This is a genomic window from Pedobacter glucosidilyticus DSM 23534, assembly GCF_000425145.1.
GTDB classification, from domain to species: domain Bacteria; phylum Bacteroidota; class Bacteroidia; order Sphingobacteriales; family Sphingobacteriaceae; genus Pseudopedobacter; species Pseudopedobacter glucosidilyticus.
Genome location: NZ_AULF01000010.1, coordinates 23,755 through 49,712 on the forward strand (window position 1 = coordinate 23,755; position 25,958 = coordinate 49,712).

Here is a 25,958-nt window from a genome sequence, read left to right on the forward strand (position 1 = left end):
TTTATGCAATGTTAAACACACGATTTCTTGATAATAAGCAAGCACCTACAACACCAGATTTTTCTCCTAGTTGTGAAATCTGAATTTTAGTATCAACATTTACTAAACTTAAAGAATATTTATTGATAGCACTTCTGATAGGAAGTCTTAAATAATCTCCAGTTGCTGCCAAACTACCACCAATAACAATAAGTTCTGGATTGAAGATATTGATAAGTAATGCAATACCTCTTCCTAAATTATCAGCCATATCGGCTAGCGTTTCTATCGCCAAAGTATCATCTTGGTTAACAGCTTTAATAATATCTTCCAATTGTATATTCTTCGGATTTATATTGATAGACGAGGCTAAACCCGAAGCTAATTTTTCTTTAAACATGCGTAGTAAATAATTTCCTGACGCTTCTGTCTCTAAACAGCCTTTTTTACCACAATAACACAAAACTTCATTTTTAAACATCGGGATATGACCAAATTCTCCAGCAAATCCAGATTTTCCGTAATAGAGTTGGTTATTAATGATAATTCCAAGTCCTAAACCATAATCAACATTTAAAAACAATACATTTTTTTCGCCATTTACTACACCTGATGAAAACTCTCCAAAAGCCATTGCATTAGAGTCGTTTTCTAAAAAAACCTTAATGCCTAAACTGTTTTCCATAATTTTATTTAATGGCTTTTTATTAAAATGAAATGCGTTGTAGCTATTACCTGTGGTATAATTAATTCTACCGCTTAAATTAATACCGATACCTAAAATTTTATCTTTAGGAGTTTTTAAGCTTTTGATGAAATTTCTAATCAATTCATAAAGTTCATCCAAAGACTCTTGAGTATTTGCCAATTGATAAGGCAAATGCTCGGTGTATTTGATGATATTCTTTTTTAAATCTGATAAACCTATATTGATGTGAGTTTTTTTAACATCAACTCCAATAAAAAAAGCCGATTCAGCTACTAAACCATAAATATTAGGTTTTCTTCCTCCGGTAGATTCTACTTTTCCATAATCTTTAACTAAGCCATCGGCAAGTAAATCATTAAGAATATTATTAACTTTTGGAGCACTTAAAGCTAATTCTTTACATAAATCTGCGATGGTAGAGTTTCCAGTATTTGCAAAATATGAGATTACTGCTTTTTTGATGTTGATATTTTTAAGAGCTACCCCTGCTAAGCTATCATTGTTTATTTCTTCAAAAAATGTCATTTTTTTAATTTAAAAATCATGAAAATTTAGGATGTGTTTAAGTCTGAATGTTTTATAGATATTTAATTTGTTTCAAATGTAAAATAATTTCAGATAATTCTTTCTGCAATTATCATAATCTTTAATCCATTAGAAATGGTGGTACAATACAAATAGGTATCACCACCATCTTTTATCTTAAACTTTTTCTTCACTTCTTCTGGTTTCAACGGAAAATTTCTGCATATAACATTTGCCTTTTCTATTTGTTGTCTAGAAAATTGTTTTAAATCATAATACGCTTTAATCTTTAAAACACGACCAGGAAAATCTTGCTCTAATGCTGTTGAAGTATATACATGCGAATGTTGATGTAGTTTATTAAGATTAAACTTTTGGGCAATACTTTTAAAGAGACCAGCTTTTAAAATGGCAGCATCAGGCTCGTATAAATAGGTTTCGGGGTTTTTATAGCTTGCGCTGATGATGTTTTCTTCTTCCAGATATGGAAATTCTAAGATATTTTGATGATCAGCACTTAATAAAGCACAAATAATTTTAGTTGCCGATGCTTGCTTTTCAATGACGAATAAAAGCTCTTTACACTCGTTATTTACACTTACAACATGTATTTCGCTTACATATTTAAGCGCCTTCACCGCTGCATAAATATCTAAAATAGGGGCTGCTTTTAAGATAATTTTTGAAGCTTTAGATAAATAAAAATCGAGATGTTGGATAATGTTTGGCTCGCAATCTTGCAATAAAAACACTTTCGAGTTTTCTACTCTTCTAGATGGATCTGTATAAATAATATCAGTTTGCTGTATTTTTTGCAGATATTCATGGCTATCGCCAGTATAATAAGCAATATTCTGTGCGCCTAACAATTGGTTGTTATGTTTTGCTAGGGCAGATAGTTGTGGGTTAAGTTCGCAATGTACAACCTCTTTAGCTTCTTTGGCAAAGTAAAAATCATCTACACCAAAACCACCTGTTAAATCAACCAATTTGGCATTTTTAACCAATTTACTTTTATAAAGCGCTGTTATTTCTGATGAAGATTGCTCTAAATTTAATTTTGGTGGATAAATAATACCATCAGTATTTGCCCATAAGGGGAGTTTTTTTAATGTAGATTTCTTCCCTTGTATTTGGTTAGCAATTTCTTTTACATCAATGTTTTTAAACGGAGAGCCTTTTAAGATAATTTTATTCACGTCAGCATCGGCGATAAGCCTAATGTAATCCTGAACTTCTTTATCTAAAAGCGCTTTATTCATCGTTTTTTAGGATAAACTGTGCCGTTGTTCTACTTCTTTGTTCTAGTAATAAATTCTTGGCTTGTGCGTAAGTTTTTATACTATCTTCTGTAGCATGTCTGATGGTTACCAGTTGCAAATGATTGTTGTATTTATAGCTAAAATCTGCCTCAAGTAAATTTATAAGCTGATTAAACTTGGTTTCATCCTCATCAAAACAAGCAGAAAAACTAAGTGCCGATACCTGCATCATATTAATTTTAATATTTACTTTAGAAAAAGCTGCAAATAAATCTTTCAGATGATGCTCTGTAATAAAAGAAAAGTCTTTGGTAGAGATACTCATCAACAACTGGTTTTGCTTCACAATCAAAATAGGAATCTGAATAGAAATATCAGCTTCTTTAATGATGGTGCCAGCTTCTTCTGGTTGCATAAAAGGTTTTACAAATAGCGGAATACCTTTATTTTGCAATGGTTTTATAGTTTTTGGATGAATAACCGTAGCGCCATAATATGTCATTTCTATTGCCTCAGCATAAGATAATTCAGCCAGTTTTTGAGTATCATTAAATAATTTTGGGTCGGCATTTAAAATACCTGGTACATCTTTCCAAACGGTAACTTGGTTGGCATTTAAACAACTTGCGAAAATAGACGCGGTATAGTCAGACCCCTCTCGGCCTAAAGTTGTTGTAAAATTTTCTGATGTATTACCGATAAAACCTTGTGTAATAGCAATTTGCTCTTTAATAATAGGAGGGATGCCTTGAGCAATTAATTTTTCTGTTTTTTCCCAGTTAATTTTGGCTTCGCGGTAAGTATTATCTGTTTGGATGTAAGAACGAGCATCAAGCCATTTGTTTTTGATTCCGATAGTGTTTAAATAATGACTTACTATCTTGGTTGAAAGGATCTCGCCAACAGAAACTATTTGGTCATAAATGAAATTAAACTCATCTTGCGGTTTGTCCTCTATTACCCATTCTATCTCCACGAAAGTGTTATTAATGTCATCAAATACTTTGGCATTTTTATCTTCAAAAAGTTGGTCTATAATACCAAAATGATAAGCTTTAATCTCGTCCAGAATATCAAAAACATCATCTTTATTATCGAAATAGCTTTTGGTAAGTTTTTCTAAAGCATTGGTAGTTTTTCCCATGGCAGAAATAACAACTAAAAGTTGTTTATCGAGGTTTTTTTGAAGAATAAAACCTAAGTTTTTAATGCCATCGGCGTCTTTTACAGAAGCGCCACCAAATTTATATACCTCCATTATGGTTTGAATTTAGATAAAATACTGTCTTTTTTTATGATTTCTTTTATGTCTTGATAAGGGATAAAAAGCATTGTTCTGCCGTAAGCATAAGCTTTAATCTCGTAAGGGTTATACAAAAATTCTAATCCCTTGTTTGTGATGATAAAGTTCTCATTAAGGCTAAATTTTTGGTCGTCAAAGAAATAGCTATCTAAGTTATCATTAGCTTTTAAGCCTTCTTGTTTTCTGAAAATTTGCTCGGCAATAGTATTTAATTGCGCTTTTTCATCTTTATCAAAAATATCTTTTAGTTGTATAATTTGATAGTCTTTTTTAGAAATATTGAAATACTGAATGGTTTCTAAACCATGTGCCCCACCAGTATAAATATAGCTTTGATAAGCAAAATTGATAAAATCTTTATCCTGATAAGCTATTCTAAAATTTTGATCCCAAGCGTAGCCTGCTGGGCTATCAGGAAACTCTTTTTTAAACCTCAGATAATCGTTAATAAAAGAATCTGCAGCTAAGTTTAAATTACGGGTTGGTTGGCCATTATAAGGTAGCGTGGTGATGATATTAGTGATAAACTTATTTAAAGCCTCAACTTTAAAAACAGGGTAAACAGCTTTTACATAAGCTTCGCAAGAATCTGTTTTACAGCTTGGTGTGGTTTTATAAAAGTTTATAAGTTCGTAAACTAAGGCATCTTTAACTATTTGTTTAGCATCTTCTTGTTTTGCCTGCTTTGGATTATTTTGATTGCAGCTAATAAATGTAAGCGCAAAAAAAGCTAGTAAAATATAATATTTCATAAGTTAGAATTTTTGTATTTGCTGGCTAGATAAGGAAGCATTAAGCCAGCCACTTTCTACATAAGCTTCATATTTGCGATAAAAATTTAAGGCAGGCTCGTTCCAATCTAGTACTTGCCAAACCATACCCTTATAGCCTTTTTCTTTGGCTTCTTGTATAGTGCGCTCAAATAGTAATTTGCCTATTCCTTTACCACGCATTTTCTCGGTTACTATAAAATCCTCTAAGTATAAACGGCAGCCTTTCCAGGTAGAGTAGCGTATGTAAAACAAAGCAAAGCCTTCTACTTTACCCTCAATTTCTGCTACAAAAGCTTTCCAAACGGGCTTTTCTCCAAAACCAGCATCTATAAATTCTTCTAGAGTAACGGTAACTTCATCAGGTGCTTTTTCATAAAGGGCAAGTTCATGAATCAATTCTAGCATTCTTTGGCAGTCTGCTTTGTAGGCTTCTCTTATCATTCTACGTTTTTAAAATGCTTAATTACTCGTTTACCAAAAATATCACTTCCAATTCTTACCATGGTAGAGCCTTGCTCTATTGCGATTTTATAATCGGTAGACATGCCCATAGAAATTTCTTTAAAGTCTGCATCTTTTCTGAAATAGGAGGTTTTAACACCATCAAATAAAGTTTTAAGCTCGTAAAACTCTTCTTTTATTTGCTTCTCGTTATCAGAATTAGTTGCAATTCCCATTAAGCCAACAATTTTTATGTTTTGTAAGCTTGCAAATTCATCAGAACGTAATAAATCTATCACCTCATCAAAACCTAAACCGTATTTAGTTTCTTCATCGGCAATGTAAACCTGTAATAAGCAATTGATAACTCGATTGTTTTTTGCTGCTTGCTTATTAATTTCTTGTAATAGTTTTAAGCTATCAACCGAGTGAATGAGGTGTATAAAAGGTGCTATATATTTTACTTTATTGGTTTGTAAATGGCCAATTAAATGCCATTCTATATCTTTTGGCAGGGCTTCATATTTCTCTACTAATTCTTGTACGTGGTTTTCTCCGAATAAACGTTGCCCAGCATGATAAGCTTCCATGATATCTTCAACCGGCTTAGTCTTAGATACGGCAATAAGTTTTACATCTTCTTGCTCTATCTCTTTTTTTAGTTTTAATAAATTATCTGTAATGCTCATTTATCCGTAATTTTATCGTTTTAAATGGTAAAAATACGAATGAAAAAATTGTTGGCTTTGTTTTGTTTACTTATTTTTTTAGTAGCCTGTAACAATGATGATAAGCCTGATAACTTGATAGCCGAAGATAAAATGGCTAATGTATTGACTGATATGCACTTAAGTGATGCTGCTTTGGATGTTAGATTTAATCAGGATTCTTTATTAATCTTTGCTAAAGACCGCTATAACTATGTTTTTAAGAAACATAAAATAGACTCTGCGAAGTTTAGTACCAGCTTAAAATATTATGGTAAAAATACCGAGCAGATGAAAGAGATATATGAAGTTGTTGAGGATAGTTTGTTGAGAATGCAAGATAACATCAATAAAGAACAATTAAGAACTTTAAGATTGCCGCTTAAATTTATTGATAGTTTAAACAAAACAATTATTAGCAGTAGTTTAATTTATAAGCTTAAAAAAGACTCTGTTGCTAAAACTGTGGATTTGAATAAAGGAATTATCCGTAAAGAGATTAAAGAAATACAACGTCAAACACAAGATAGCCTTAGGGTTAGAAAAACGCCTATTAAATAGGTGTTTCTAGTTTAATTTGAGCAGTAGATGATTTATCCAGTAAATAGTTTAGACAAATTAGGTTTTGATGAGATAAAAGCAAACATCAGATCTTTTTGTATGAGTGATATGGGGCGTGGAATGGTGGATAAAATCCAGTTCATGGCTAATTATGATCAAATAATTAAGTTCTTGAAGCAAACGCAAGAATTTAAAAACATCATTAAAAACGACCAGCCTTTACCCATCCAAAGTTTTTTTGACATCAAAAGACTTTCTGATAAAGCCAAAATAGAAGGTACTTTTTTAAGTGAGGAAGAGTTTTTTCAGATTTATAATTCTTTGCTTACAGTTTTTGCGGTTATCAAATATTTTGAAGAGCGGAATGGCTTGTATCCTAATTTAGAAGCACTTTTTGAGCATTTACCTATAGAAAAAAGCATCATTAAAAATATAGAAGCTATTATAGATGTTAAGGGTAAAATCAAGAATAATGCATCTAAAGAATTAGCTTATTTAACCGATGCTATTGCTAAAGCAGAGCAAGATGCCCGTAAAAAAGTAGATCAGATTTATAAATATGCCCAACAAAACAACTGGGTTGCCGATGGTAGCTTAACCGTTAGAGATGGCAGAATTTGTATTCCTATTTTAGCAGAAAATAAAAGGAAATTAAAAGGTTTTGTTCATGATGAATCTGCATCTGGGCAAACCGTTTACATAGAACCCGAAGAAGTTTTCAACCTCAATAACCTGATAAGGGATATGGAGTTTGAGCGTAGAAGGGAAATTATCAAAATTTTAACCGAGTTAACCGATAAAACTCGTCCTTACGTACCTATTTTATATTCGTATCATAATTTCTTAACTAAGCTAGATTTTGTAAGAGCTAAAGCACTTTTCGCTATAGAAATAGATGCAGAAATGCCTGTTGTTTTAAAAGATACGAGGTTAAAATTAGTGAATGCTCGTCATCCTTTGTTGGTTATAGGGGCAAAGCAAAACGGGAAAGCAGTTGTGCCATTAAATATGCATTTAGATGAAAAAACCAGGATTTTACTGGTTTCTGGTCCTAATGCTGGGGGTAAATCTGTAGCCATGAAAACGGTTGGTTTACTGCAAATTATGGTTCAAGCAGGTTTGTTGGTGCCTGTGGCAGAGGAATCAGAATTCGGTATATTTAAACAGCTTTTTGCTGATATCGGAGACGATCAATCTATAGAGAGTGATTTAAGTACTTATAGCGCCCATCTATCAAAAATGAAATACTTCACGGAGTTTTCTAATGCTAAAACCTTGGTTTTGATTGATGAATTTGGTACCGGTACCGATCCTCAATTTGGTGGGCCCATTGCTGAAGCTGTTCTAGAAATCATCAACAAGAAAAACGCTTACGGAGTAATTACCACACACTACTCTAATCTTAAAATATTTGCAAACCATACCACTGGGATTGAAAATGCATCTATGATTTTTGATAATATCCATCTGCAACCTCTTTATATGTTAGAGATGGGTAAGCCCGGCAGTTCCTATGCTTTTGAAATTGCGCAAAAGATAGGTTTATCTAAACAATTGCTAGATTTAGCGAAAAGCAAAATCAGCATTCAGCAAAGAAAAGTAGATACTTTATTGATTGATTTAGAACGCGATAAAAAAGAGGTTCTTGAGAAAAAGATAGAGATAGATAAACTTCAGCGAAAAGCAAAATCATTATTAGATGAGAATGAGAAGTTAAAAGCTTTCTATGATGAGAATAAGAAAAACCTCATTAAAGAAGCTAAGCTTGAAGCGCAACAAATCATTAAAAATGCCAATAAGCTGATAGAAAATACCATTGCTGAAATAAAAGGAAGTAAAGCCGATAAGGAGAAAACTCAGGAATTAAGAAGTAAGCTTCATACAGAGCTTAAAAAGCATGAAATAAAGGCAGAGAAACCTAAACAAGCAACTGCAGAAACTACAGAGATTAAAGAAGGCGATTGGGTTAAATTAATAGATTCTGGCAACGTAGCACAAGTTTTAGAGGTTAACAAAGATAATTTGATTATCGCTTTTGGGGAGTTAAGGTCTGTTGTAAAAAAGAACAGAGCTAGTAAAGTTTCTAATAGCGAGGTTCCTAAAGATATACGCAAACTTAGCAGAGTAACTCATACTCAGTCTGCCGCAGATTTTGTAAGTGAAATAGATGTAAGAGGTAAAAGAGGTGATGATGCACTCTACGAAATAGAAAAATATCTGGATAAAGCTATTATGTTTAACATGAATTCTTTTAAAGTAATACATGGTAAAGGCGATGGTATTTTAAGGAAACTGATAAGAAACTACCTGAAAAAATATAGTGAAGTAAGTAGAATGGAAGACGAACATGCCGATAGGGGCGGGGATGGGATTACTTATGTGTATCTAAAATAGTTTGATAATCAAGGTGTAAAAACTATTTCTTGCAGATAAACGTTTATATTTCAAAATCACCTATTATGAAATATAGTTTATTAAGCTTAGCACTATTCTTTTTCTTTATAGCCTGTAAAAAGAAAGCACAGCAAGAGGAAATACCTTTAACTGATGCAGAATTTGCTACTACAGAAATGGCAACAGGACTTTCTCATCCTTGGGAGATTGTTTATGGGCCTGATAATCACTTATGGTTTACAGAACGTAGTGGCAAAATTAGCAGACTAGAAATAGCAACTAAACAAGTAAAACCTTTATTTACAGTTCCGGATGTTGATGCTAGAGGAGAAGGCGGGCTATTAGGAATGGCTTTACACCCTAATTTTGCTACCGAGCCCTATGTTTATATTGTCTATAACTATAACAGACTAGGTGTTTATACTGAGAAAGTAGTGAGATATACCTATAATAATCAAACACTTAACAGCCCGTTGGTTCTGTTAGATAATATCCCAGCTGCTAATATTCATAATGGAAGTAGATTGCTAATTTCGCCTGATTTAAAGCTTTTTATAACCACCGGAGATGCTAATAATACTGCGTTGGCACAAAACAAAAATTCTTTGGCAGGTAAAGTTTTAAGAATAGACCTGAACGGTAGTATACCTGCTGATAACCCTTCGCCTAATAGTGCTGTTTGGTCTTTCGGGCATCGTAATGCGCAAGGCTTAGTGATGGTGAATGGTAAATTATATGCATCAGAACATGGTCCTAATACCGATGATGAGATAAATTTGATAGAGAAAAATCGTAATTATGGATGGCCGAATGTTGTAGGTGCTTGTGATAATAGTACAGAAAATGCTTTTTGTACAACTAATAACGTTGCTGCACCTTTACAAACTTGGACACCAACCATAGCCACCGCCGGATTAACTTATTACAACCATAACAGCATACCACAATGGAAAAACTCTTTACTATTGGTTACCTTAAAAGCTAGTAAATTGGTGCAGTTAAAGCTAAACGATGCAGGTACAGCTATAGTAGCTAGTCAAGATTATTTTGGAACCCGATACGGAAGAAAAAGAGCTATTTGTGTTGCACCAGATGGCAAGGTTTATTTTTCTACCAGCAATGGTACAAATGATAAAATAATAGAAATCAGTAGGTCTAATTGATCTACTTAAATAAAAAGTTTAGATTTTAATAAGATTTTAAAAAGTTGATGTTGCGTTGTAAGCCTGCTAATTTGGTTCGCTTTACAGCTGATTTTTTGAAGAGTTTTGAAAAAACATCATCGGTAATTTCTTCCCAATCTCTTTTATTAAAATGTAGCAAATCTGGGTGAGGGATAAATTGCTCTTCTTGATGAGGCGTAGAAAACCTATTCCAAGGACAAACATCTTGGCAAACGTCGCAACCAAACATCCAATTGTCCATTTTGCCTTTAAACTCATTAGGGATTTGCTCTTTTAGCTCTATGGTTAAGTAAGAAATGCATTTGCTACCATCAACCACATAAGGTTTAATAATAGCTTCTGTGGGGCATGCGTCAATACATTTGGTACAAGTACCGCAATGGTCGGTTTGGAATGGGTGGTCATAAGCTAATTCCAAATCAATAATTAACTCCGCAAGAAAGAAAAAAGACCCTGTTTGCTTATTTAAGAGGTTGCTATTTTTACCAATCCAACCTGTGCCGGCTTTTTTTGCCCAGGTTTTATCTAAAACAGGGGCAGAATCAACAAAAGCTCTTCCGGCTACTTCGCCTATATTCTTCGTAATAAATTGCTGTAAAGCTTTTAATTTATCTTTTATCACAAAGTGATAATCGGTACCATAAGCATATTTAGATATTTTAGGTGCTTCAGTGTCTGTTTGTTGTTGAGGAGTATAATAGTTTAATGCAACAGAAATGACAGATTTTGCACCATCAACCAATAACCTTGGGTCTAATCTCTTATCAAAATGGTTCTCCATATAAGACATCTTTCCATGTCTTCCTTCTTTTAACCATTGTTCTAGTTTTGGTGCTTCTTCTGCAAGAAAATCAGCTTTAGCTATGCCACAAAACATAAAGCCTAAGCGCTTTGCTTCGGCCTTTATCATGTTGGTGTATACTTGCTGTTTGTTCTTCACATGGCAAAGATAGCTTAAAGATTTTAGATATAATCTCTGGCTAATAGACCGATAATTTGTGTTTCTTAAAAGTTAATTTATCCTGTAATTCAGTAGTATATATGTGTTATTTAATAATTTGCTTTAGGTAAGGATTAAGATCTTCAATAGTATCAATATCAGATAAGGTTTCTAATAAGCGATAAGATAAATTGGCTGCTTTACATTTCTGTATTGTCGTGTTCAATACTTGTTCAGTACTCCATTCAATCTCCGTAAAAAGTTGTTTATTCATTTTACTTAAACCAATTAAATAATAACCACCATCTTCTGCTGGTCCTACAACAACATCATGATTTTGAAGCGCTTTAAAGGCTTCTTCAATAATATTACTACTTAAATCATAACAGTCAGATCCTATAATAACAACACGCTCAAATCCTTTAGCAAAAGTATCTTCAAAGGCTTGTGCCATTCTTCCGCCTAAATCACTTTCTGTCTGATAGGCATGGGTATAATTTCCTTCCTTCCAGTCGAGTTTATTCTCTGACACCTTGTCATAATATAAGAACTTGCTAAAATTTAAGTTTTTAGTAATCAGATTAGTATGATTTAATAATTCAATATAAACTTTAAGTGTTTTTTCATTTCCAATACTTGCTGCTAATCTGGTTTTTGCTCGACCTAGTTCTGGATATTTGAGGAATATAATAAGTGCTTCTTTGCTTTCTTGCATGCTATTATTGTTGATTTAGTATCAATTTTACTAATGTCATTTACGATGTTGTATATCTTTGGGTTTTACTTATTCTTGAATATAAACAGTTTTAATATTCAAAAACTCTCTCATCCCAATTAAGCTTAACTCTCTACCATAGCCAGATTGGTTAATTCCGCCGAAAGGCAATCTAGGGTCAGACTTTACTAAGCTATTAACAAAGCAAGAACCAGCTTGCAGTTTTTCTTTAGCAATCTGTTCTCCTTTAGCTAAATCTTTAGTGAAAATAGCTCCTCCTAATCCAAAAACAGTGTCATTTGCTATTTTAATAGCATCATCTTCATTTTTAGCTGATATGATGGCGGCAACTGGTCCAAATAGCTCATCATGGTAAGCAGACATTCCTTTTTTTACTTTTGTTAATACCGTTGGTGGATAAAAGGCTCCTTTGCCTTCAGGAATAAAGCCTCCTAAAATACATTTAGCACCTTTTTTAATGCTTTCTGTTACTTGTTGATGTAGCTCATCCCTGAGGTCAATCCTTGCCATTGGGCCTAAATCTGTGCCCGGCTCTGTTGGATTCCCATAAGTTTTAGCTTTCATTTTTGCTACAAAAAGTTGGATAAAAGCTTTTTCAATAGTTTTAACCACAATAAAACGTTTAGCTGCAATACAGCTTTGCCCGTTATTAATTAATCGAGAATTTACGCATATTTCGGCAGCTTGCTCTAAGTCTGCATCTTCAAGAATAATATACGGGTCGCTACCACCAAGTTCTAAAACCGTTTTTTTAAGTAATTCGCCAGCTTTTTTAGCTACTTGTATACCGGCTTGCGTACTTCCGGTTAAAGTGATAGCTTTTACTAGCGGATTTTCTATCACTACAGCTAAACTTTTGCTATCACATAATAAAACCTGAAATATATCATCCGGAAAACCAGCGGCATAGGCTAACTCTTCTATAGCTAAAGCACAAGCGCTTACGTTAGATGCATGTTTTAATAAAGCAGCATTGCCAGCCATTAATGCAGGGGCTAAGAATCTAAAAACTTGCCAATAAGGGAAATTCCAAGGCATAATGGCTAATATAATACCAAGTGGTTGGTAGCTGATAAAGCTTTTTTTAGCATCTGTATTAACAATTTCATCTTTAAGAAATTCTTCGGCATGTTTGGCATAATACTCACATACAGATGCACATTTTTTTACTTCTGCAATACCGTCTGCTATAGGTTTTCCCATCTCTTCTGTAACAAGTTTTGCCAAATGCTCTTGCTGTTGAATAAGTTGTTGCGCTAAGTTATTCATCCAAACTGCCCTTTGCGATATGCTTGTTTGCTGATAGTTTATCCACGCTTGCTGTGCTTGTTGAACTTTATTTGCTAACTGTTTTTGATTATGTTGTTTGTAACTAGCAAGTTGCTTTTCGTTATAAGGGTTAATACTTTTTAAATTCATAACTATTTTAATAAAAAATCTCAGCTTTACTTACAAAATTTGTTATTTTAAAGCGCTAATGAGAGTAAAAAAGAAAGTTAAGTACGCTTATCAAAAATCAGACCCTAAAGTTTTTATAAAAGAGACTTTGTTTGTGGTCTTAGGTATATCTTCCGCAGCTTTTGGCTTAAAAAGTTTTTTACTTCCCAATCATTTTTTGGATGGAGGCGCAATGGGAATCTCCTTGATGTTGTATATTTTAGGAGGTATTCCGCTTTCTATTTGGGTTGTATTGGTTAATATTCCATTTGTATTGCTAGGCTCTAAACAAATATCAAGGGCTTTTGCTATCAAAACTATTCTGGCCATTACAGGCCTTGCTATTATGCTCAGTTTTAATTTTTATCCTATCGTTACCACAGATAAACTATTGATTTCTGTTTTTGGAGGATTTTTTCTGGGTGCAGGCATTGGTTTAACCATCAGGGGTGGGGCTGTAATTGATGGTACAGAAGTTTTGGCTCTTTATTTAAGTAGAAAAATAAGTTTAAGTGTTGGCGATATCATCCTGTTATTTAATATCATCATTTTTGGATTTGCTGCTTTTTTAATCAATATAGAAACAGCTTTGTATGCGATATTAACTTATTTAGCTGCCTCTAAAACAGTTGATTTTATTATTCATGGTATTGAGGAGTATATTGGTGTAACCATAATTTCTGCCGAGAGTGAGGAGATTAGACAAGCTGTTATTAAAATTATGGGAAGAGCTGTCACCATTTACAAAGGTGAACGTGGCTATGTGAAGAATGTACCATTAGAAGAAAGAGGTTTAAACATTGTCTTTACAGTAGTTACCAGATTAGAGGTAACCAGATTAAAAAATTTGGTGAAAAGCATAGATAAGCAGGCATTTATTGTAATGCATACTGTTGATGATACTTACGGTGGTATGGTTAAGCCTAGACCTTTACATTAAGTATTAATAGTAAAACAAAAAATTATGAATTAAATTGTTTAGATTTAATACAAAATTAACACTCTCAACAATGAACTATTTTTCTCTGAGCACTATCAAATCAGAGAGGAATGACGTATTTTACTCTTTCTTAAATACACTGAATAAATGTATTCATGTAGAGGAGATAGAGGAAGTACTAAATTCCTATATCTTCTCTCTTTTAAAAGTCTCTGCAATTAAATTCTGTTTTAATTATCAAGGTAAATATTGGACTTCTCATCAGGTTAGAGATGTTGATGCATCAGGTTTAAACCTTAAGGATAAACAAGCCGAAGGTAAAGTTTTTGCTGGTGGTAAATTTATCTATTGTAGAAATAAGGCCGATATACTAAGGTTTAATATTCCTTTTTTCGGTATTGATAGTTTAGATAGTCCTTTTAAAGCGATATTATCCTTACCCTTATCTGCTTTTAAAGATGTGCAAATGGTTATTACGGTTGGATACATCCATGAATATCCAGAATTAGATGAAGATTTTAATTTTCTAAAGCTTATAGCTGATACGCTGTGTAACAAGCTTCATCAGTTTTTTTTGATAGATAGCTTAGAACATCAACATCAACAAATGAAAGTTCAAAATGCTCAGATAAAGGTTTTAAAAGAAGAGTTAGAAAGTAGGATAGAGCAGAGAACAGAAGATTTAAATAACATCAATAAAGAGTTGAAAACGCTGTTTTACCATACCTCTCACGATTTTAGAGCTCCATTAACCAACATACATGGTGTGGTTAATTTACTCAAAGAAACTCAAGATGGTAGCCAGATGCTAGATTTGCTTGGCTATATAGAACTTTCTGTAAAAGGTTTGTACAGGATGTTGTATAAGCTTAACGCTTTATCATCTTTAGAAATCCATGAAAATGAAGAAATTAACCTGCCAAATTTTATAACCGAACTTAAAGCGCAATTAGAAGAAGTTTCCAAAACTAAAAAAGTAAACCTACAATTGATAGATTATATACAAAAACCATTAATTTTTAGTAGATTTTTGTTAAGTGTTATCATGGAAAATCTTATTGAGAATAGTATTAAATATTCTCATCACGTAGCTAATATAAAAGCAAGTTTATCTTTATCAAATCATCATTTAACGATAATAGTTAAAGATGATGGTGAAGGAATATCAGACCAGATAAAAGACCATATTTTTACCATGTATTATCGCGGAAACGTAAAATCTGATGGTAACGGCTTAGGATTATATCTGATTAAAAAGATTATCGAGTATAAAAAGGGAAGTATCGGATATGAAAATTTAAATCCGGGTACGCAATTTAAAATTACGATACCTTATCATTCTTAATAGCTTCTAAAACTTTGTTAACATCAGCAGGAGTATCAATAGCTAAAGTATCTGTTTGTGTGATGGCAACTTTAATATTAAAACCGTTTTCTATCCATCTTAATTGCTCTAAGCCCTCTGCCTTTTCTAAACTACCTATTTCTAACTGAGAGATGATACTTAAAGTAGGTGTTTTGTATCCATAGATGCCTATATGCTTATAAAAAGTATGTTTTTCTAGCCATTTGGTAGATTCTACGTCTCTTAAATAGGGTAGAGTTTGTCTGCTAAAATATATAGCCTCTTTTTTGTTATTTAATAACACCTTTGGGGTATTAAAATTATAAAGCTCCTCATAAGTTTCAATCTTTTTAACCAGAGTAGCTATCTGGGTTGATATATCATTGAAGCAGCCTGCTACTAAATTAATCTGATTAGGGTCTATCAAAGGTTCATCACCTTGAATATTTATCAGGGCATCAAAACCACTTACTTTTTGGGCAACTTCTGCACACCTATCGGTTCCACTTACGTGTGTGTCGGCAGTCATGATAACATTTCCACCAAATTGCTTTACAGCTTGAAATATTTTGGTATCATCCGTAGCTACAATAACATCGGCCAAAGAGCTGGCCTGCTGTGTTTGCTCATAAACCCTTTGGATCATGGATTTTCCTGCTAAATCTATCAAAGGTTTACCCGGAAAACGGGTAGAAGCAAATCTGGCAGGGATAACACCTAATATTTTCATTAAAAATTATTTAAATAAACCGTTAATTTCTCTTTCTATACTTTCTATAACGATACTTAAATCATCTGGTTTATTAGCAAAATCAAGTTTATCTTTATCCAAAATGAGTAATTTTCCTGATTTATAGCTTTTAATCCATTTATCGTACTTCTCATTTAGTTTCTGTAGATAATCTAAACGTATACTTGCCTCATATTCGCGTCCTCTTCTTTGTATATTTTCTACCAAAGTAGGTACAGATGCTTTTAAATAAATTAATAAATCAGGCGGTTTAATATAAGCTGTAATATTATCAAAGATAGATTGATAGTTTTCGTAATCTCTACTGGTCATTAAGCCCATTTCATGAAGGTTCTCAGCAAAAATATAGGCATCCTCATAAATGGTACGGTCTTGTATGATGTTTTTGTTGCTACTTTGGATGTCTCTAATCTGCTGAAACCTACTGTTTAAGAAGTAAATCTGTAAGTTAAAGCTCCATCTTTTCATGTCGCTATAAAAATCTTCTAGATACGGATTGTTATCAACAGCCTCAAACATGGCTTCCCAATTATAATTTTTGGCTAATAATTCGGTAAGGGTGGTTTTTCCGGCTCCTATATTACCAACAACGGCTATATGCATAATGCTTTATTGTTCTGAAAAAAATGCTCTGATTTCTCTAAATTAAAATTAAAATGGTCTGAAACCAATTATTTCTCTTACTTCTTTTATCGTTTTTGATGCGCTTTCTCTCGCCTTCTCGGCCCCAAGTTTAGCAACTTTATGCAAAAGACTTGTGTTTTTAGCTATATCTTCAATTTTTAATCTGATATCTGCTGTGGCTAAAATCATATCTTCAGCAATTTGCTTTTTAAAATCGCCATATCTTATGGTGCAGCTATTATAAGCAGTTTCAAAATACTGATAAGTATCTTCTGTTGATACTACCTTCATCAAGTCAAAAAGATTTTGTATTTCTTGAGGCTTTTCTTGGTTTTCTACTGTTGGGCCACTATCGGTAACAGCTTTCATTACCTTCTTTTTGATGATTTCTGGGCTGTCTGATAAATAAACCGCATTCATTTCTCCTTCAGATTTTCCCATTTTACCTTTACCATCTAAGCCAGGTATTTTAATCAATTGCTCAGAAAAATTAAAAGCATAAGGCTCTTTAAAATAATCTGTTTGGTATAAGTTGTTAAAACGGTTACCAAAAGTACGGGCCATTTCTAAATGTTGTTCTTGATCTTTCCCAACAGGTACTTTTGTAGCATGGTGTAAAATAATATCAGCAGCCATTAAAACCGGATAGGTTAATAAACCTGCATTAACATTTTGAGGTTGTGAGCGTACTTTATCTTTAAAAGAAGTGCTTCTTTCCAGCTCGCCCAAATAGGCATTCATGTTTAGATACAGGTAAAGCTCGGTTACCTCAGGCACATCAGATTGGACGTATAATGTGCATTTTTCTGGGTCTAAGCCGGCTGCCAGATATTCTACCAATACATGTTTAACATTACCATGTAGATTTTCTGGCGTTGGATGTGTAGTTAAAGAATGATAATCTGCAATAAAAAAGAAACAATTATATTGCTCCTGCATTTTAATGAAATTTTTTACAGCACCGTAATAATTTCCCAGATGTAATTTTCCTGTGGACCTTATGCCACTAACAACAGTTTCCATATAGGCAACGAAAGTACAGAAAATTTCTATTTTTGAAATTGATGAAACAAATTTTGAAACAGCTGCATCTTTATTTTTACCATTTGATGGTGTTACTGTTTTATTTTCTTTTATATCCGTGGTTGTATGGTTATTCAAGAAATCAGCGTAGTTACCATAAACTCAATAAAATAAGACAGTGGAATGCCAAATTAGCCTGTTTTTTTTCTGGTATCAGGTACACCTATCATTTTAAAGAAAAAATTGATTGGAGTAAAACTTATATTGTTTGCGCTAACCATTCTTCTAATATGGATATTTTAGCTATGACCATGCTGATGAAAAATAATTTTTTCTTTATGGGGAAAGATGAGCTGCTGAATAATCCATTAACAGCTCTTTATTTTAAAACTATAGATGTTCCTGTAAATAGGCAAAGTAAAATGTCATCTTACAGGGCTTTTAAAACTGCTGGAGAGCGATTAAAAGAAGGTATGTCTTTAATTATTTTTCCGGAAGGTAAAATAGGAGATGAGTATCCTCCACTTTTACATCCCTTTAAAAATGGACCTTTTAAATTAGCTATCAGTTTAAAAATCCCTATTCTACCGGTAAGCATTGTTAACAATTGGGAAATCCTTTGGGATGATGGTAAACGCTACGGTTCTAAACCCGGTAAATGTGATATCATAATTCATGAACCGGTATATACAGAAAACTTATCAGAAAAAGATGAAGAAAATCTTAAAAATAATGTTTTTGAAATCGTACATTCGGCATTAAATTATAAAATTTACAAGGATAGTTAGCTTATTCTGATGAAAATTGATAAAGAAACAGTAGATAAAATAGCTCATTTGGCTAGGTTAGTTTTAACAGAAGAAGAAAAAAATAGATTTATTGAAGAACTAAGCGAGATTCTTAGTTTTATGGAAAAGCTAGGCGAATTAGATACCACCGGTGTAGAACCTCTTATCTATATGAATGAGCATGTGAATGTATTGAGACCCGATGAAGTGATACAAGAAATAAGTAGGGAAGAAGCTTTAAGCAATGCGCCACTTAAAAATGAAGCTTATTTTAAGGTTTCTAAAGTGATAGAGAAGTAATAAAAGTTAGGGCAAATTTTTTCCGTTCAGGTAATAAGCTCATAAGGAGGAATGATTGATGATTTCTTTTCTGTTGATGGTAGCGGTTATTAATCTTCTAAATAATCAAAGAGAATAGGTAAACTATATGATACGCTCACAGGCTTTCAGTTTTGTGTGCCGGTGTCCAGTTTGGTAGTGAACTTATCATTTTCTTTACCTCATTATCTACAATCTTATCTATACCTTTTATAATTTTTACATTCCTTACCTGCCCATAAGAATCAATAATATTTACATATCCTTTATTAGTGAATTTAGATTTATTGAAAAAATGTACGCCAGATAGCTTATAAATTTTTTTAATAAATACAAAAAAAGCTCTGCCAGATTTATCTAACAGAGCTTTTTATTTGAAAATATTGGTGATCCCGCTGGGATTCGAACCCAGGACCACTACATTAAAAGTGTAATGCTCTACCAGCTGAGCTACGGAATCAATTTCTTATTTCGATAAAAAAAGCCTCACTTGCTGAGGCTTGTGTATTACTGGTGATCCCGCTGGGATTCGAACCCAGGACCACTACATTAAAAGTGTAATGCTCTACCAGCTGAGCTACGGAATCATACTTTCATGTTCGTGTTAAACGTTTTCTTGAAAGTTGTGCAAAGATAGTGTTCTAAGCTATATCATGCAAATGATTTTTGCCTTTTTTTAGAAGCTATTGAACTTTAAGGGGTTAAAATTTTTTGATGATAAAATCAGAGTATCAAAATGGCTAAAAAGTAAATCTAGGAGTTTCTTCAGCGGTATTATTTAACGTAAGATTTTTATTTGCCATCATAGGACCTAGTAAATTTGTAAGAGTATTTTAGCTTGTAAAAAAGAAGGCTGCTTTATAAAATCATTATTAGGGTGTTTAGTGTTAGTATCACTATGTTTAATAAATGATTTTAAAGGCAGCCTTCTTAAATAAATCTTGATTAAAAATTAATCAACCTGCTGATCTCTCAAAGCTTTAATTTGATCATGAGATAATCTTAAAGATTGTTTTTGCTCAGAAACCATAGTGATGATATGTGCAGGTAAATCCTCTTCTTTAAGTGCAGCTTCATAAGCTTTTTGGGCGGCATCTTCACCAAACTCGCAACTTGCTAAAATAGATTTTCTATCGTGTCCAGTAAAAGCGGCTTTAACATCCATCCATGCTCTATAAATTTTACCGCTGGTAGTAGTCTCACTTTCTATATCAGCACCTAAAACGCTTAGTTCTGTTGCTAAGGCCATTTTATAGCGATGACTTTCTCTAATCATATCAGCAAATAAAACTTTTAAATCTGCATCTTCATCTTTTAATTCTTTAATGGCTCTTTCATAGCCTACAATTCTGTCGTTATTGATTTTTACTAAATCATTCAGAATCTCTGTTGTCATTGCAATTGTTTCCATGGTATTCATATTTTTTGATGTATACCAAGTTTTACAATTACTGTTCCAAATGTTTATCTTATAAAATAAAGTACTAAAGATTCATCATTAAAAAAGTTTAATTTACCGGCTATCAGTATAAAAAGATACGTCTATACCGGTATTAAACTAAATTAATTTTTATTTGGCTATTCCTCAATACCTAAAAGTAAGAATTTTGCTGTTGCAGGATTAGTAGCCAAAGGTACATTGTGTACATCGCAAATTCTTAAAAGCATTTGTACGTCTGGCTCGTGTGGATGCTTACCTAGTGGGTCTCTAAAAAACAAAATACAGTCTAACAAACCTTCTGCAGCCATAGCGGCAATTTGGGCATCGCCACCATTTGGGCCACTTAGTTTTTTGGTTACTGTAAGTCCAGTTCTTTCTATATGTCCACCTGTGGTACCGGTAGCAACTAAATCCATACGAGCTAAAATTTCTTTAAAATCTTTTACAAAAGCTACCATTTCTGCTTTTCTTCCATCATGGGCAATTAGAGCAATACGTTTCTTCATTTTATATTTATTTTGTTATCCGAAAAATATGTAAGCTAAAAATATAGCGGCAATTAAACCAACAAAATCAGCAACTAAGCCGCAAACAAGTGCATGTCTGGTATTTTTTATCCCAATAGAGCCAAAATATACTGCTAAAACATAAAAAGTGGTTTCTGATGAACCTTGTATAATGCTGGCTAATCTTCCCTGAAAAGAATCGGCACCGTAAGTGGTCATTACATCAACCATTAAACCTCTGGCACCGCCACCGCTTAACGTTTTCATTAAGCCAACAGGTAATGCGGGTACAAAAGAAGTATCAAGACCAGCAAGGGCAACCAAACTTCCAATTCCGTTTACCAGATAATCCATACAGCCTGTATTTCTAAAAGCACTAATGGCAACTAATATGGCTATCAAGAAGGGGATAATCATCACGGCAGTGGAAAAACCTTCTTTAGCACCGTCTATAAAAGCATCGTACACATTAATTTTTTTAACAGCACCATAGCCTATAAAAAGCATAATGATGGAGAAAATTAATAATCCGCCAATTAATCCTGTAATATTTTCTATTTCTTTTGGTGGTAAGCCATTTAAACCAAAATATAAGGCTGCCATTAGGCCTGCAAAAAAGCCTAAAAATAAAAGTACTGGAAGTTTAAAAAGGTTTATTTTTTGATAGATGGCTACTGCTATCATTCCAGAAATAAACGAAATAAAAGTACCTATTAAAGAGGGGATAAAAATATCTGCTGGATTAGCAGCACCATTGGCCAGTCTTAACGCAATTACAGAAGTAGGAATTAGTGTAATACCTGCTGTATTCAATACCAGAAACATAATTTGGGCATTGGTAGCGGTGTTTTTATCTGGATTAATTTCTTGAAGTTCTTGCATGGCTTTAAGACCCACTGGAGTAGCAGCATTGTCTAAACCGAGCATATTAGCAGAAAAATTCATGATGATGGAGCCGTTGGCCGGATGGTTTTTAGGTACGCCAGGAAATAATTTGCTAAAAAAAGGATTTACTCCTTTAGCAAATAAGCTTATCATACCCGCTTTTTCCCCAATTTTCATGATACCTAACCAAAATGTCATGATGCCAATTAAACCTAAAGATATTTCTCCGCCGGTTTTAGCACTCTCAAACATCCCGTTCATCACAGTGGTGAAGATGGTTGTATCACCAAAGAAAAAAAGCTTAATACAAGCTACAATAAAAGAAATTAGGAAGAATGCTATCCAAACGTAATTTAATGCCATAATGATTTTAATGCCTAAAGGTTATCATTTTTTCCGAATTTATAAACCTTAACCAGCTTGCATTTTAAAATTCTATACTACAATTGTGATATGCTCATCTTTTACCATTTCCAAACCTTTAAATTTTTGTAGTAAGCGAGCAGTTGTAATCACATCTTTTTGGCAATAAGTACTTATCCGTTCTAAATTTTTCTCATTCCAATAAACATCGCCAACCATGCTGCCATCTATATCGTCTTTTGGGGTAGGGATATTGAATATGGCAGCTAAAAGTGCAAGTGAAGTATAATTCTTATAGTCGCCAAATTTCCATAGTTCTAGTGTGTCTAAATGGTTTATTTCCCAAGGCTTTTTTCCTGCAATTTGAAGTTGAGTGGGTATGGTAAGTCCGTTAATAAGCATTCTTCTGCATAAATAAGGGAAATCAAACTCTTTACCATTATGGGCGCAAAGGATTAAATTACTAGGCTGATTATTTAAGAGGGTGATGAAATCTTTTAAAATTTCTACTTCATCATCACAACAAAAAGATTTAACACGTAACTGCGAATCTGATTTGAAAATGCCTACCGATATACAGATAATCTTACCAAACTCTGCCCAAATACCAGCTCTTTGATAAAATTCGGCAGGACTTTCGTCTTGCTTACGCTGAAAATAGGTTTTTTTATCCCAAAGTATCTGTAGATTTTCAGGTAATTCATGAAAGTTTGGATATTGAGGAACCGTTTCTATATCTAAAACTAAAAGGCTTTGTAAATCTAATTGTGCTAACATAGGGTTTATTGTTTTTACGAAAATAAAAAAATCCCGGATTAAGAACTAAACCGGGATGTAGCCAATTAAATAAAGAGGAGAGAGTATCGGTTTAACCCGATGTCATCAATTCATCATTGATACACGCAAGTAACAATAATTTTGGTTAAGAGGATTAAGCCCAATAGTTAATCTATTCAGTTTAATTGTTATTTTTTGTAAAAGTAGGGGTAGTGTAGAGGGCAAGCTTTATACGCCAATCATTACACCGGGCATGTTTAGTAAAGGGATTTTAATAAAGTTAGATTCTACAATGCTTTCTGGTAAAAAGATGAATTTTTTATCAAAAATATCTCGCCCTAAATAGTAAGAAAGCCAATATTCATTACTTAAACCAAAAACTTCTTCGTCTATCATTTCAATTTTAGAAAAGCTTTTGGCCTCCAAAGTAGGAATCATGTGTCTTAAAACGGAAGTTTTAACTTCTTCGCCATTTCGTTCTCCGTAACCTTTAGAAGTTACTAAAATGGTTTCTATAGCCGTTTCTTTGAGGTTAATTAAGTAAACTCCCCATGATTTTGCATGAGGAGTTTCATTTTCTAGCACTACTGCAATAAAAATATCTTCAACCAGATTTTCTGGTAAATCTTTTTTCATATTACTTTTTTTTCGCTACCGCCTTCTTTGCAGGAGCTTTTTTAGTAACTTTTTTTGTTTTTGGCTCAAAAGCGTCCGGTATTTGCTCGGTAATGAGCTTTTTTACATCCTCTAAAGAGATAGCTGCTAAATCTTCTGCGGTAAATTTCTGGTTAGTAGCTGTGTTTTTTCCAAGCTTTAACATTTGTTTACCAAAGCGGATGAATGGACCCCAACGACCATTTTCTATGGCAATTTTCTCGCTTTCCCATTGCTGTATGTAACGGTTAGCTTCTTTTTCCATTTTGGCGCTAATCAGCTCTTCAATATCTTGCTGACTTAAGTTGTCAAAATTATACCTTACCGGGATGTTGATATACAAATCGTTCCATTTGATGAAGGGGCCAAATCTGCCTTTGCCTTTTGTTACTGGAAGATTTTTGTATTGCGCTACCGGAGCATCGGTATGTAGTTTTTCCTGAATAATGGCAATAGCTCTTTCTTGATTTACCATTAATGGATCTTCATTTTTAGGTAACGATATAAAAGTTTCTCCCCATTTAACATAAGGTCCAAACCTGCCAACACCAACTGCAACTTCTTTACCTTCATAATCATCTAAAGAAAAAGGAAGTTTAAAGAGTTCTAAAGCATCTTTTAAAGTAAGAGTTTCTACAGATTGTGCTTTTAACAGGCTGGCGTAACGAGGCTTTTCTTCATCCTCTGCTTCGCCAATTTGAACCATAGGGCCAAATTTACCAATTCGGGTATAAACGTTTTTACCTGTAGCGGGGTCTGTTCCTAAAAGACGTTCGCCACTAGCTCTATCGGCATTTTTTAAAGTATCTTCAACTTCTGTATGGAAAGGCTGATAAAAATTGTGAAGCATTTTAGTCCACTCTTTTAAGCCATTAGCAATTTCATCAAATTGTTTCTCTACTGATGCTGTAAAGTTGAAATCAACAATATCTTTAAAGTGTTCTACTAAAAAGTCGTTTACTACTGCGCCAATATCAGTAGGGAAAAGCTTTCCTTTTTCTGTTCCGGTAACTTCAGATTTGGTAGTATTAACAATTTTATCGTTTTTTAGTGTGTAAACGCCATAATTTCTACTTTTTCCTTCGCGATCTTCTCTAACTACGTAACCACGATTTTGTATAGTAGAAATGGTTGGAGCATAAGTTGATGGTCGGCCAATACCCAACTCTTCTAACTTTTTTACTAAAGAAGCCTCGGTATATCTTGCTGGTGGTCTGCTGAATCGCTCTGTAGCATTCATTTCTACCAATTCTAAGTTTTGATTAACACTTAGTGGAGGTAAAATGGCGTTATTATCTTCTTCTAAATGTGCGTCGCTCTCTTCGTCTTCAGATTCTAGGTATACTTTTAAGAAACCATCAAATTTCATTACCTCACCATTAGCGGTTAAGTCCTCTTTACGAGTAGATATATTGATTTTAGCTGTAGTTTTTTCAAACTGAGCTTCGCTCATTTGAGAGGCAATGGCCCTTTTCCAAATCAATTCATACAAACGTTTTTCGCTGGCATCACCATCAATACTATGCCATTCAAAATGGGTTGGCCTGATAGCCTCGTGAGCTTCCTGTGCTCCAGCAGATTTTGTTTTAAACGTTCTTTTATGATGGTATTTGTTGCCATAAGCGCTGTTAATTTCTCTTTCTGCGGCTTCAATAGCTGTATCAGAAAGGTTAACAGAATCGGTTCTCATATAAGTGATTTTTCCAGTTTCATATAGTTTCTGAGCCACTGTCATGGTTCTAGAAACCGAAAAACCTAGCTTTCTGCTTGCCTCTTGCTGTAAGGTAGAGGTGGTAAACGGTGGAGCCGGATTTCTTTTGGTTGGCTTGGTATCTAAAGAATTAACTTTAAAATTAGCACCAATACAATCTTTTAAAAATTGTTCTGCCTCTTCTTTGTTAGCATAGCGCTGTGATAGTTCTGCTCTAAAAATTTCTTTTACTTTACCTGTAGAGAATATGGCAATAATCTTATAAGCAGATTCTGCTGTAAAATGATTAATTTCTCTTTCTCTATCAACAATTAGTCTTACTGCTACAGATTGCACTCTACCAGCAGAGAGAGAAGGCTTTACCTTTTTCCAAAGTACAGGAGAAAGCTCAAAACCTACTAAACGGTCTAGAACACGCCTAGCTTGTTGCGCATTAACTAAGTTATAGTTAATGGTTCTTGGATTTTCTATAGCTTTTAAAATAGCTGGTTTGGTAATCTCATGAAAAACAATACGTTTAGTATTGCTTTCTTTTAAACCTAACGAGTCATATAAGTGCCATGCAATAGCTTCTCCCTCGCGGTCTTCATCGGATGCTAGCCAAATCATTTCTGCTTCTTTTGCTAACTTTTTCAACTCGGCTACTACCTGTTTTTTATCGGCAGGAATTTCATAGTGCTGTTTAAAATCGTTATCAACTTCAATCGCTCCATCATCTTTCTTCAAATCACGGATGTGGCCATAGCTGGATTTCACCAGAAAGTCTTTACCTAAATATCCTTCTATAGTTTTGGCTTTCGCCGGAGACTCTACAATCAGTAAGTTTTTCGCCATTAAAAATTGATTTTACCGCAAATAAAGGATAATATATTTTTTATCCC

25 protein-coding genes and 2 tRNA genes are annotated in these 25,958 nt (G+C 33.6%); 7 read left to right on the top strand and 20 right to left on the bottom strand.

Features of this window, described 5'->3' with window-relative positions; all coding sequences use genetic code 11:
* Window position 1 precedes the first annotated feature (1 nt).
* From H510_RS0103580 to H510_RS0103605, 6 genes are all read right to left on the bottom strand, one after another.
* Entirely contained in the window at window positions 2-1,213 is a 1,212-nt protein-coding gene (locus H510_RS0103580; protein WP_026903055.1) for an ROK family transcriptional regulator, read from the bottom strand.
* An 89-nt stretch (window positions 1,214-1,302) separates the two neighbouring features.
* Entirely contained in the window at window positions 1,303-2,475 is a 1,173-nt protein-coding gene (locus tag H510_RS0103585) for a class I SAM-dependent methyltransferase (protein ID WP_026903056.1), read from the bottom strand.
* Window positions 2,468-3,733 (bottom strand): aspartate kinase, encoded by a 1,266-nt coding sequence (locus H510_RS0103590; protein ID WP_026903057.1) that lies wholly within the window; start codon window positions 3,731-3,733, stop codon window positions 2,468-2,470. Before H510_RS0103590 ends, H510_RS0103585 begins: the two co-directional genes overlap by 8 nt.
* Complete coding sequence (locus tag H510_RS0103595; protein WP_026903058.1) at window positions 3,733-4,530, bottom strand: DUF3298 and DUF4163 domain-containing protein; 798 nt, start codon at window positions 4,528-4,530, stop codon at window positions 3,733-3,735. Before H510_RS0103595 ends, H510_RS0103590 begins: the two co-directional genes overlap by 1 nt.
* A 3-nt stretch (window positions 4,531-4,533) precedes the next feature.
* The gene (locus H510_RS0103600) at window positions 4,534-4,992 is read right to left on the bottom strand and encodes a GNAT family N-acetyltransferase (protein ID WP_026903059.1); all 459 of its coding nucleotides are present in this window, start codon (window positions 4,990-4,992) and stop codon (window positions 4,534-4,536) included.
* Complete coding sequence (locus H510_RS0103605) at window positions 4,989-5,681, bottom strand: YggS family pyridoxal phosphate-dependent enzyme (RefSeq protein WP_026903060.1); 693 nt, start codon at window positions 5,679-5,681, stop codon at window positions 4,989-4,991. Before H510_RS0103605 ends, H510_RS0103600 begins: the two co-directional genes overlap by 4 nt.
* A gap of 39 nt (window positions 5,682-5,720) precedes the next feature.
* On the opposite strand from H510_RS0103605, the gene H510_RS19465 reads away from it, so the two are divergent.
* The 3 genes from H510_RS19465 (at window position 5,721) to H510_RS0103620 (ending at window position 9,817) form a co-directional block, all read left to right on the top strand.
* On the top strand, window positions 5,721-6,260 hold the full coding sequence (locus H510_RS19465) for a DUF4296 domain-containing protein (protein WP_051291033.1): 540 nt from the start codon (window positions 5,721-5,723) through the stop codon (window positions 6,258-6,260).
* A gap of 27 nt (window positions 6,261-6,287) precedes the next feature.
* A complete protein-coding gene (locus H510_RS0103615) occupies window positions 6,288-8,654 on the top strand; it encodes an endonuclease MutS2 (RefSeq protein ID WP_026903061.1) in 2,367 nt (788 codons plus the stop codon).
* A gap of 65 nt (window positions 8,655-8,719) precedes the next feature.
* A complete protein-coding gene (locus H510_RS0103620; protein ID WP_026903062.1) occupies window positions 8,720-9,817 on the top strand; it encodes a PQQ-dependent sugar dehydrogenase in 1,098 nt (365 codons plus the stop codon).
* A 25-nt stretch (window positions 9,818-9,842) separates the two neighbouring features.
* Here the strand turns inward: H510_RS0103620 and queG are convergent, their stop codons facing one another.
* The 3 genes from queG to H510_RS0103635 form a co-directional block, all read right to left on the bottom strand.
* Window positions 9,843-10,748, bottom strand: coding sequence for a tRNA epoxyqueuosine(34) reductase QueG (gene queG / locus H510_RS0103625; protein ID WP_036691771.1), 906 nt, complete (start codon window positions 10,746-10,748; stop codon window positions 9,843-9,845).
* A 136-nt stretch (window positions 10,749-10,884) separates the two neighbouring features.
* Window positions 10,885-11,493 carry a TIGR04282 family arsenosugar biosynthesis glycosyltransferase gene (locus tag H510_RS0103630; RefSeq protein ID WP_026903064.1) on the bottom strand — a complete coding sequence of 203 codons (609 nt, stop codon included), beginning with the start codon at window positions 11,491-11,493 and terminating at the stop codon, window positions 10,885-10,887.
* A gap of 69 nt (window positions 11,494-11,562) precedes the next feature.
* Entirely contained in the window at window positions 11,563-12,933 is a 1,371-nt protein-coding gene (locus H510_RS0103635) for an NAD-dependent succinate-semialdehyde dehydrogenase (protein ID WP_026903065.1), read from the bottom strand.
* Window positions 12,934-12,991: 58 nt separating this feature from the next.
* Here H510_RS0103635 and H510_RS0103640 point away from each other — a divergent pair, with 58 nt between their 5' ends.
* Together H510_RS0103640 and H510_RS0103645 are read left to right on the top strand one after the other, a co-directional pair.
* Entirely contained in the window at window positions 12,992-13,891 is a 900-nt protein-coding gene (locus H510_RS0103640) for a YitT family protein (protein ID WP_026903066.1), read from the top strand.
* A 70-nt stretch (window positions 13,892-13,961) separates the two neighbouring features.
* The gene (locus tag H510_RS0103645; protein WP_026903067.1) at window positions 13,962-15,236 is read left to right on the top strand and encodes a sensor histidine kinase; all 1,275 of its coding nucleotides are present in this window, start codon (window positions 13,962-13,964) and stop codon (window positions 15,234-15,236) included.
* Here the strand turns inward: H510_RS0103645 and kdsB are convergent.
* From kdsB to trpS, 3 genes are read right to left on the bottom strand one after another with little or no spacing between them, the layout of a single operon-like run.
* Entirely contained in the window at window positions 15,214-15,966 is a 753-nt protein-coding gene (kdsB, locus tag H510_RS0103650; protein WP_026903068.1) for a 3-deoxy-manno-octulosonate cytidylyltransferase, read from the bottom strand. The genes H510_RS0103645 and kdsB overlap by 23 nt on opposite strands.
* 6 nt (window positions 15,967-15,972) lie before the next feature.
* Complete coding sequence (locus tag H510_RS0103655) at window positions 15,973-16,590, bottom strand: deoxynucleoside kinase (protein WP_026903069.1); 618 nt, start codon at window positions 16,588-16,590, stop codon at window positions 15,973-15,975.
* 48 nt (window positions 16,591-16,638) lie between these two features.
* Entirely contained in the window at window positions 16,639-17,634 is a 996-nt protein-coding gene (gene trpS, locus H510_RS0103660) for a tryptophan--tRNA ligase (protein WP_026903070.1), read from the bottom strand.
* Window positions 17,635-17,756: 122 nt separating this feature from the next.
* Between trpS and H510_RS0103665 the strand changes: the two genes are divergently transcribed.
* Window positions 17,757-18,422 carry a lysophospholipid acyltransferase family protein gene (locus H510_RS0103665; protein ID WP_342662612.1) on the top strand — a complete coding sequence of 222 codons (666 nt, stop codon included), beginning with the start codon at window positions 17,757-17,759 and terminating at the stop codon, window positions 18,420-18,422.
* 9 nt (window positions 18,423-18,431) lie between these two features.
* The gene (gene gatC, locus H510_RS0103670) at window positions 18,432-18,722 is read left to right on the top strand and encodes an Asp-tRNA(Asn)/Glu-tRNA(Gln) amidotransferase subunit GatC (protein WP_026903072.1); all 291 of its coding nucleotides are present in this window, start codon (window positions 18,432-18,434) and stop codon (window positions 18,720-18,722) included.
* Window positions 18,723-19,124: 402 nt separating this feature from the next.
* On the opposite strand, the gene H510_RS0103675 is transcribed toward gatC, so the two are convergent.
* The 8 genes from H510_RS0103675 to topA form a co-directional block, all read right to left on the bottom strand.
* Window positions 19,125-19,200, bottom strand: a tRNA-Lys gene (locus tag H510_RS0103675).
* Window positions 19,201-19,251: 51 nt separating this feature from the next.
* Window positions 19,252-19,327: transfer RNA gene (locus H510_RS0103680), tRNA-Lys, on the bottom strand.
* A gap of 365 nt (window positions 19,328-19,692) precedes the next feature.
* A complete protein-coding gene (locus H510_RS0103685; RefSeq protein ID WP_026903073.1) occupies window positions 19,693-20,151 on the bottom strand; it encodes a PA2169 family four-helix-bundle protein in 459 nt (152 codons plus the stop codon).
* A gap of 167 nt (window positions 20,152-20,318) precedes the next feature.
* Window positions 20,319-20,687 carry a methylglyoxal synthase gene (locus H510_RS0103690; RefSeq protein ID WP_026903074.1) on the bottom strand — a complete coding sequence of 123 codons (369 nt, stop codon included), beginning with the start codon at window positions 20,685-20,687 and terminating at the stop codon, window positions 20,319-20,321.
* 15 nt (window positions 20,688-20,702) lie between these two features.
* The gene (locus H510_RS0103695; RefSeq protein WP_026903075.1) at window positions 20,703-21,935 is read right to left on the bottom strand and encodes a nucleoside recognition domain-containing protein; all 1,233 of its coding nucleotides are present in this window, start codon (window positions 21,933-21,935) and stop codon (window positions 20,703-20,705) included.
* Window positions 21,936-22,007: 72 nt separating this feature from the next.
* On the bottom strand, window positions 22,008-22,712 hold the full coding sequence (locus tag H510_RS0103700) for a 3'-5' exonuclease (protein WP_026903076.1): 705 nt from the start codon (window positions 22,710-22,712) through the stop codon (window positions 22,008-22,010).
* Window positions 22,713-22,940: 228 nt separating this feature from the next.
* Window positions 22,941-23,348, bottom strand: a complete 408-nt coding sequence (locus tag H510_RS0103705; RefSeq protein WP_026903077.1) for a hypothetical protein — start codon at window positions 23,346-23,348, stop codon at window positions 22,941-22,943.
* A gap of 1 nt (window position 23,349) precedes the next feature.
* On the bottom strand, window positions 23,350-25,911 hold the full coding sequence (gene topA / locus H510_RS0103710) for a type I DNA topoisomerase (protein WP_026903078.1): 2,562 nt from the start codon (window positions 25,909-25,911) through the stop codon (window positions 23,350-23,352).
* Window positions 25,912-25,958: the final 47 nt, after the last annotated feature.

Bases quoted from the DNA above. Each gene is read 5' to 3' on its own strand.
- H510_RS0103580 (WP_026903055.1), bottom strand. From the start codon at position 1,213: ATGACATTTTTTGAAGAAATAAACAATGATAGCTTAGCAGGGGTAGCT.
- H510_RS0103585 (WP_026903056.1), bottom strand. From the start codon at position 2,475: ATGAATAAAGCGCTTTTAGATAAAGAAGTTCAGGATTACATTAGGCTT.
- H510_RS0103590 (WP_026903057.1), bottom strand. From the start codon at position 3,733: ATGGAGGTATATAAATTTGGTGGCGCTTCTGTAAAAGACGCCGATGGC.
- H510_RS0103595 (WP_026903058.1), bottom strand. From the start codon at position 4,530: ATGAAATATTATATTTTACTAGCTTTTTTTGCGCTTACATTTATTAGC.
- H510_RS0103600 (WP_026903059.1), bottom strand. From the start codon at position 4,992: ATGATAAGAGAAGCCTACAAAGCAGACTGCCAAAGAATGCTAGAATTG.
- H510_RS0103605 (WP_026903060.1), bottom strand. From the start codon at position 5,681: ATGAGCATTACAGATAATTTATTAAAACTAAAAAAAGAGATAGAGCAA.
- H510_RS19465 (WP_051291033.1), top strand. From the start codon at position 5,721: ATGAAAAAATTGTTGGCTTTGTTTTGTTTACTTATTTTTTTAGTAGCC.
- H510_RS0103615 (WP_026903061.1), top strand. From the start codon at position 6,288: ATGATTTATCCAGTAAATAGTTTAGACAAATTAGGTTTTGATGAGATA.
- H510_RS0103620 (WP_026903062.1), top strand. From the start codon at position 8,720: ATGAAATATAGTTTATTAAGCTTAGCACTATTCTTTTTCTTTATAGCC.
- queG (WP_036691771.1), bottom strand. From the start codon at position 10,748: ATGATAAAGGCCGAAGCAAAGCGCTTAGGCTTTATGTTTTGTGGCATA.
- H510_RS0103630 (WP_026903064.1), bottom strand. From the start codon at position 11,493: ATGCAAGAAAGCAAAGAAGCACTTATTATATTCCTCAAATATCCAGAA.
- H510_RS0103635 (WP_026903065.1), bottom strand. From the start codon at position 12,933: ATGAATTTAAAAAGTATTAACCCTTATAACGAAAAGCAACTTGCTAGT.
- H510_RS0103640 (WP_026903066.1), top strand. From the start codon at position 12,992: ATGAGAGTAAAAAAGAAAGTTAAGTACGCTTATCAAAAATCAGACCCT.
- H510_RS0103645 (WP_026903067.1), top strand. From the start codon at position 13,962: ATGAACTATTTTTCTCTGAGCACTATCAAATCAGAGAGGAATGACGTA.
- kdsB (WP_026903068.1), bottom strand. From the start codon at position 15,966: ATGAAAATATTAGGTGTTATCCCTGCCAGATTTGCTTCTACCCGTTTT.
- H510_RS0103655 (WP_026903069.1), bottom strand. From the start codon at position 16,590: ATGCATATAGCCGTTGTTGGTAATATAGGAGCCGGAAAAACCACCCTT.
- trpS (WP_026903070.1), bottom strand. From the start codon at position 17,634: ATGGAAACTGTTGTTAGTGGCATAAGGTCCACAGGAAAATTACATCTG.
- gatC (WP_026903072.1), top strand. From the start codon at position 18,432: ATGAAAATTGATAAAGAAACAGTAGATAAAATAGCTCATTTGGCTAGG.
- H510_RS0103685 (WP_026903073.1), bottom strand. From the start codon at position 20,151: ATGGAAACAATTGCAATGACAACAGAGATTCTGAATGATTTAGTAAAA.
- H510_RS0103690 (WP_026903074.1), bottom strand. From the start codon at position 20,687: ATGAAGAAACGTATTGCTCTAATTGCCCATGATGGAAGAAAAGCAGAA.
- H510_RS0103695 (WP_026903075.1), bottom strand. From the start codon at position 21,935: ATGGCATTAAATTACGTTTGGATAGCATTCTTCCTAATTTCTTTTATT.
- H510_RS0103700 (WP_026903076.1), bottom strand. From the start codon at position 22,712: ATGTTAGCACAATTAGATTTACAAAGCCTTTTAGTTTTAGATATAGAA.
- H510_RS0103705 (WP_026903077.1), bottom strand. From the start codon at position 23,348: ATGAAAAAAGATTTACCAGAAAATCTGGTTGAAGATATTTTTATTGCA.
- topA (WP_026903078.1), bottom strand. From the start codon at position 25,911: ATGGCGAAAAACTTACTGATTGTAGAGTCTCCGGCGAAAGCCAAAACT.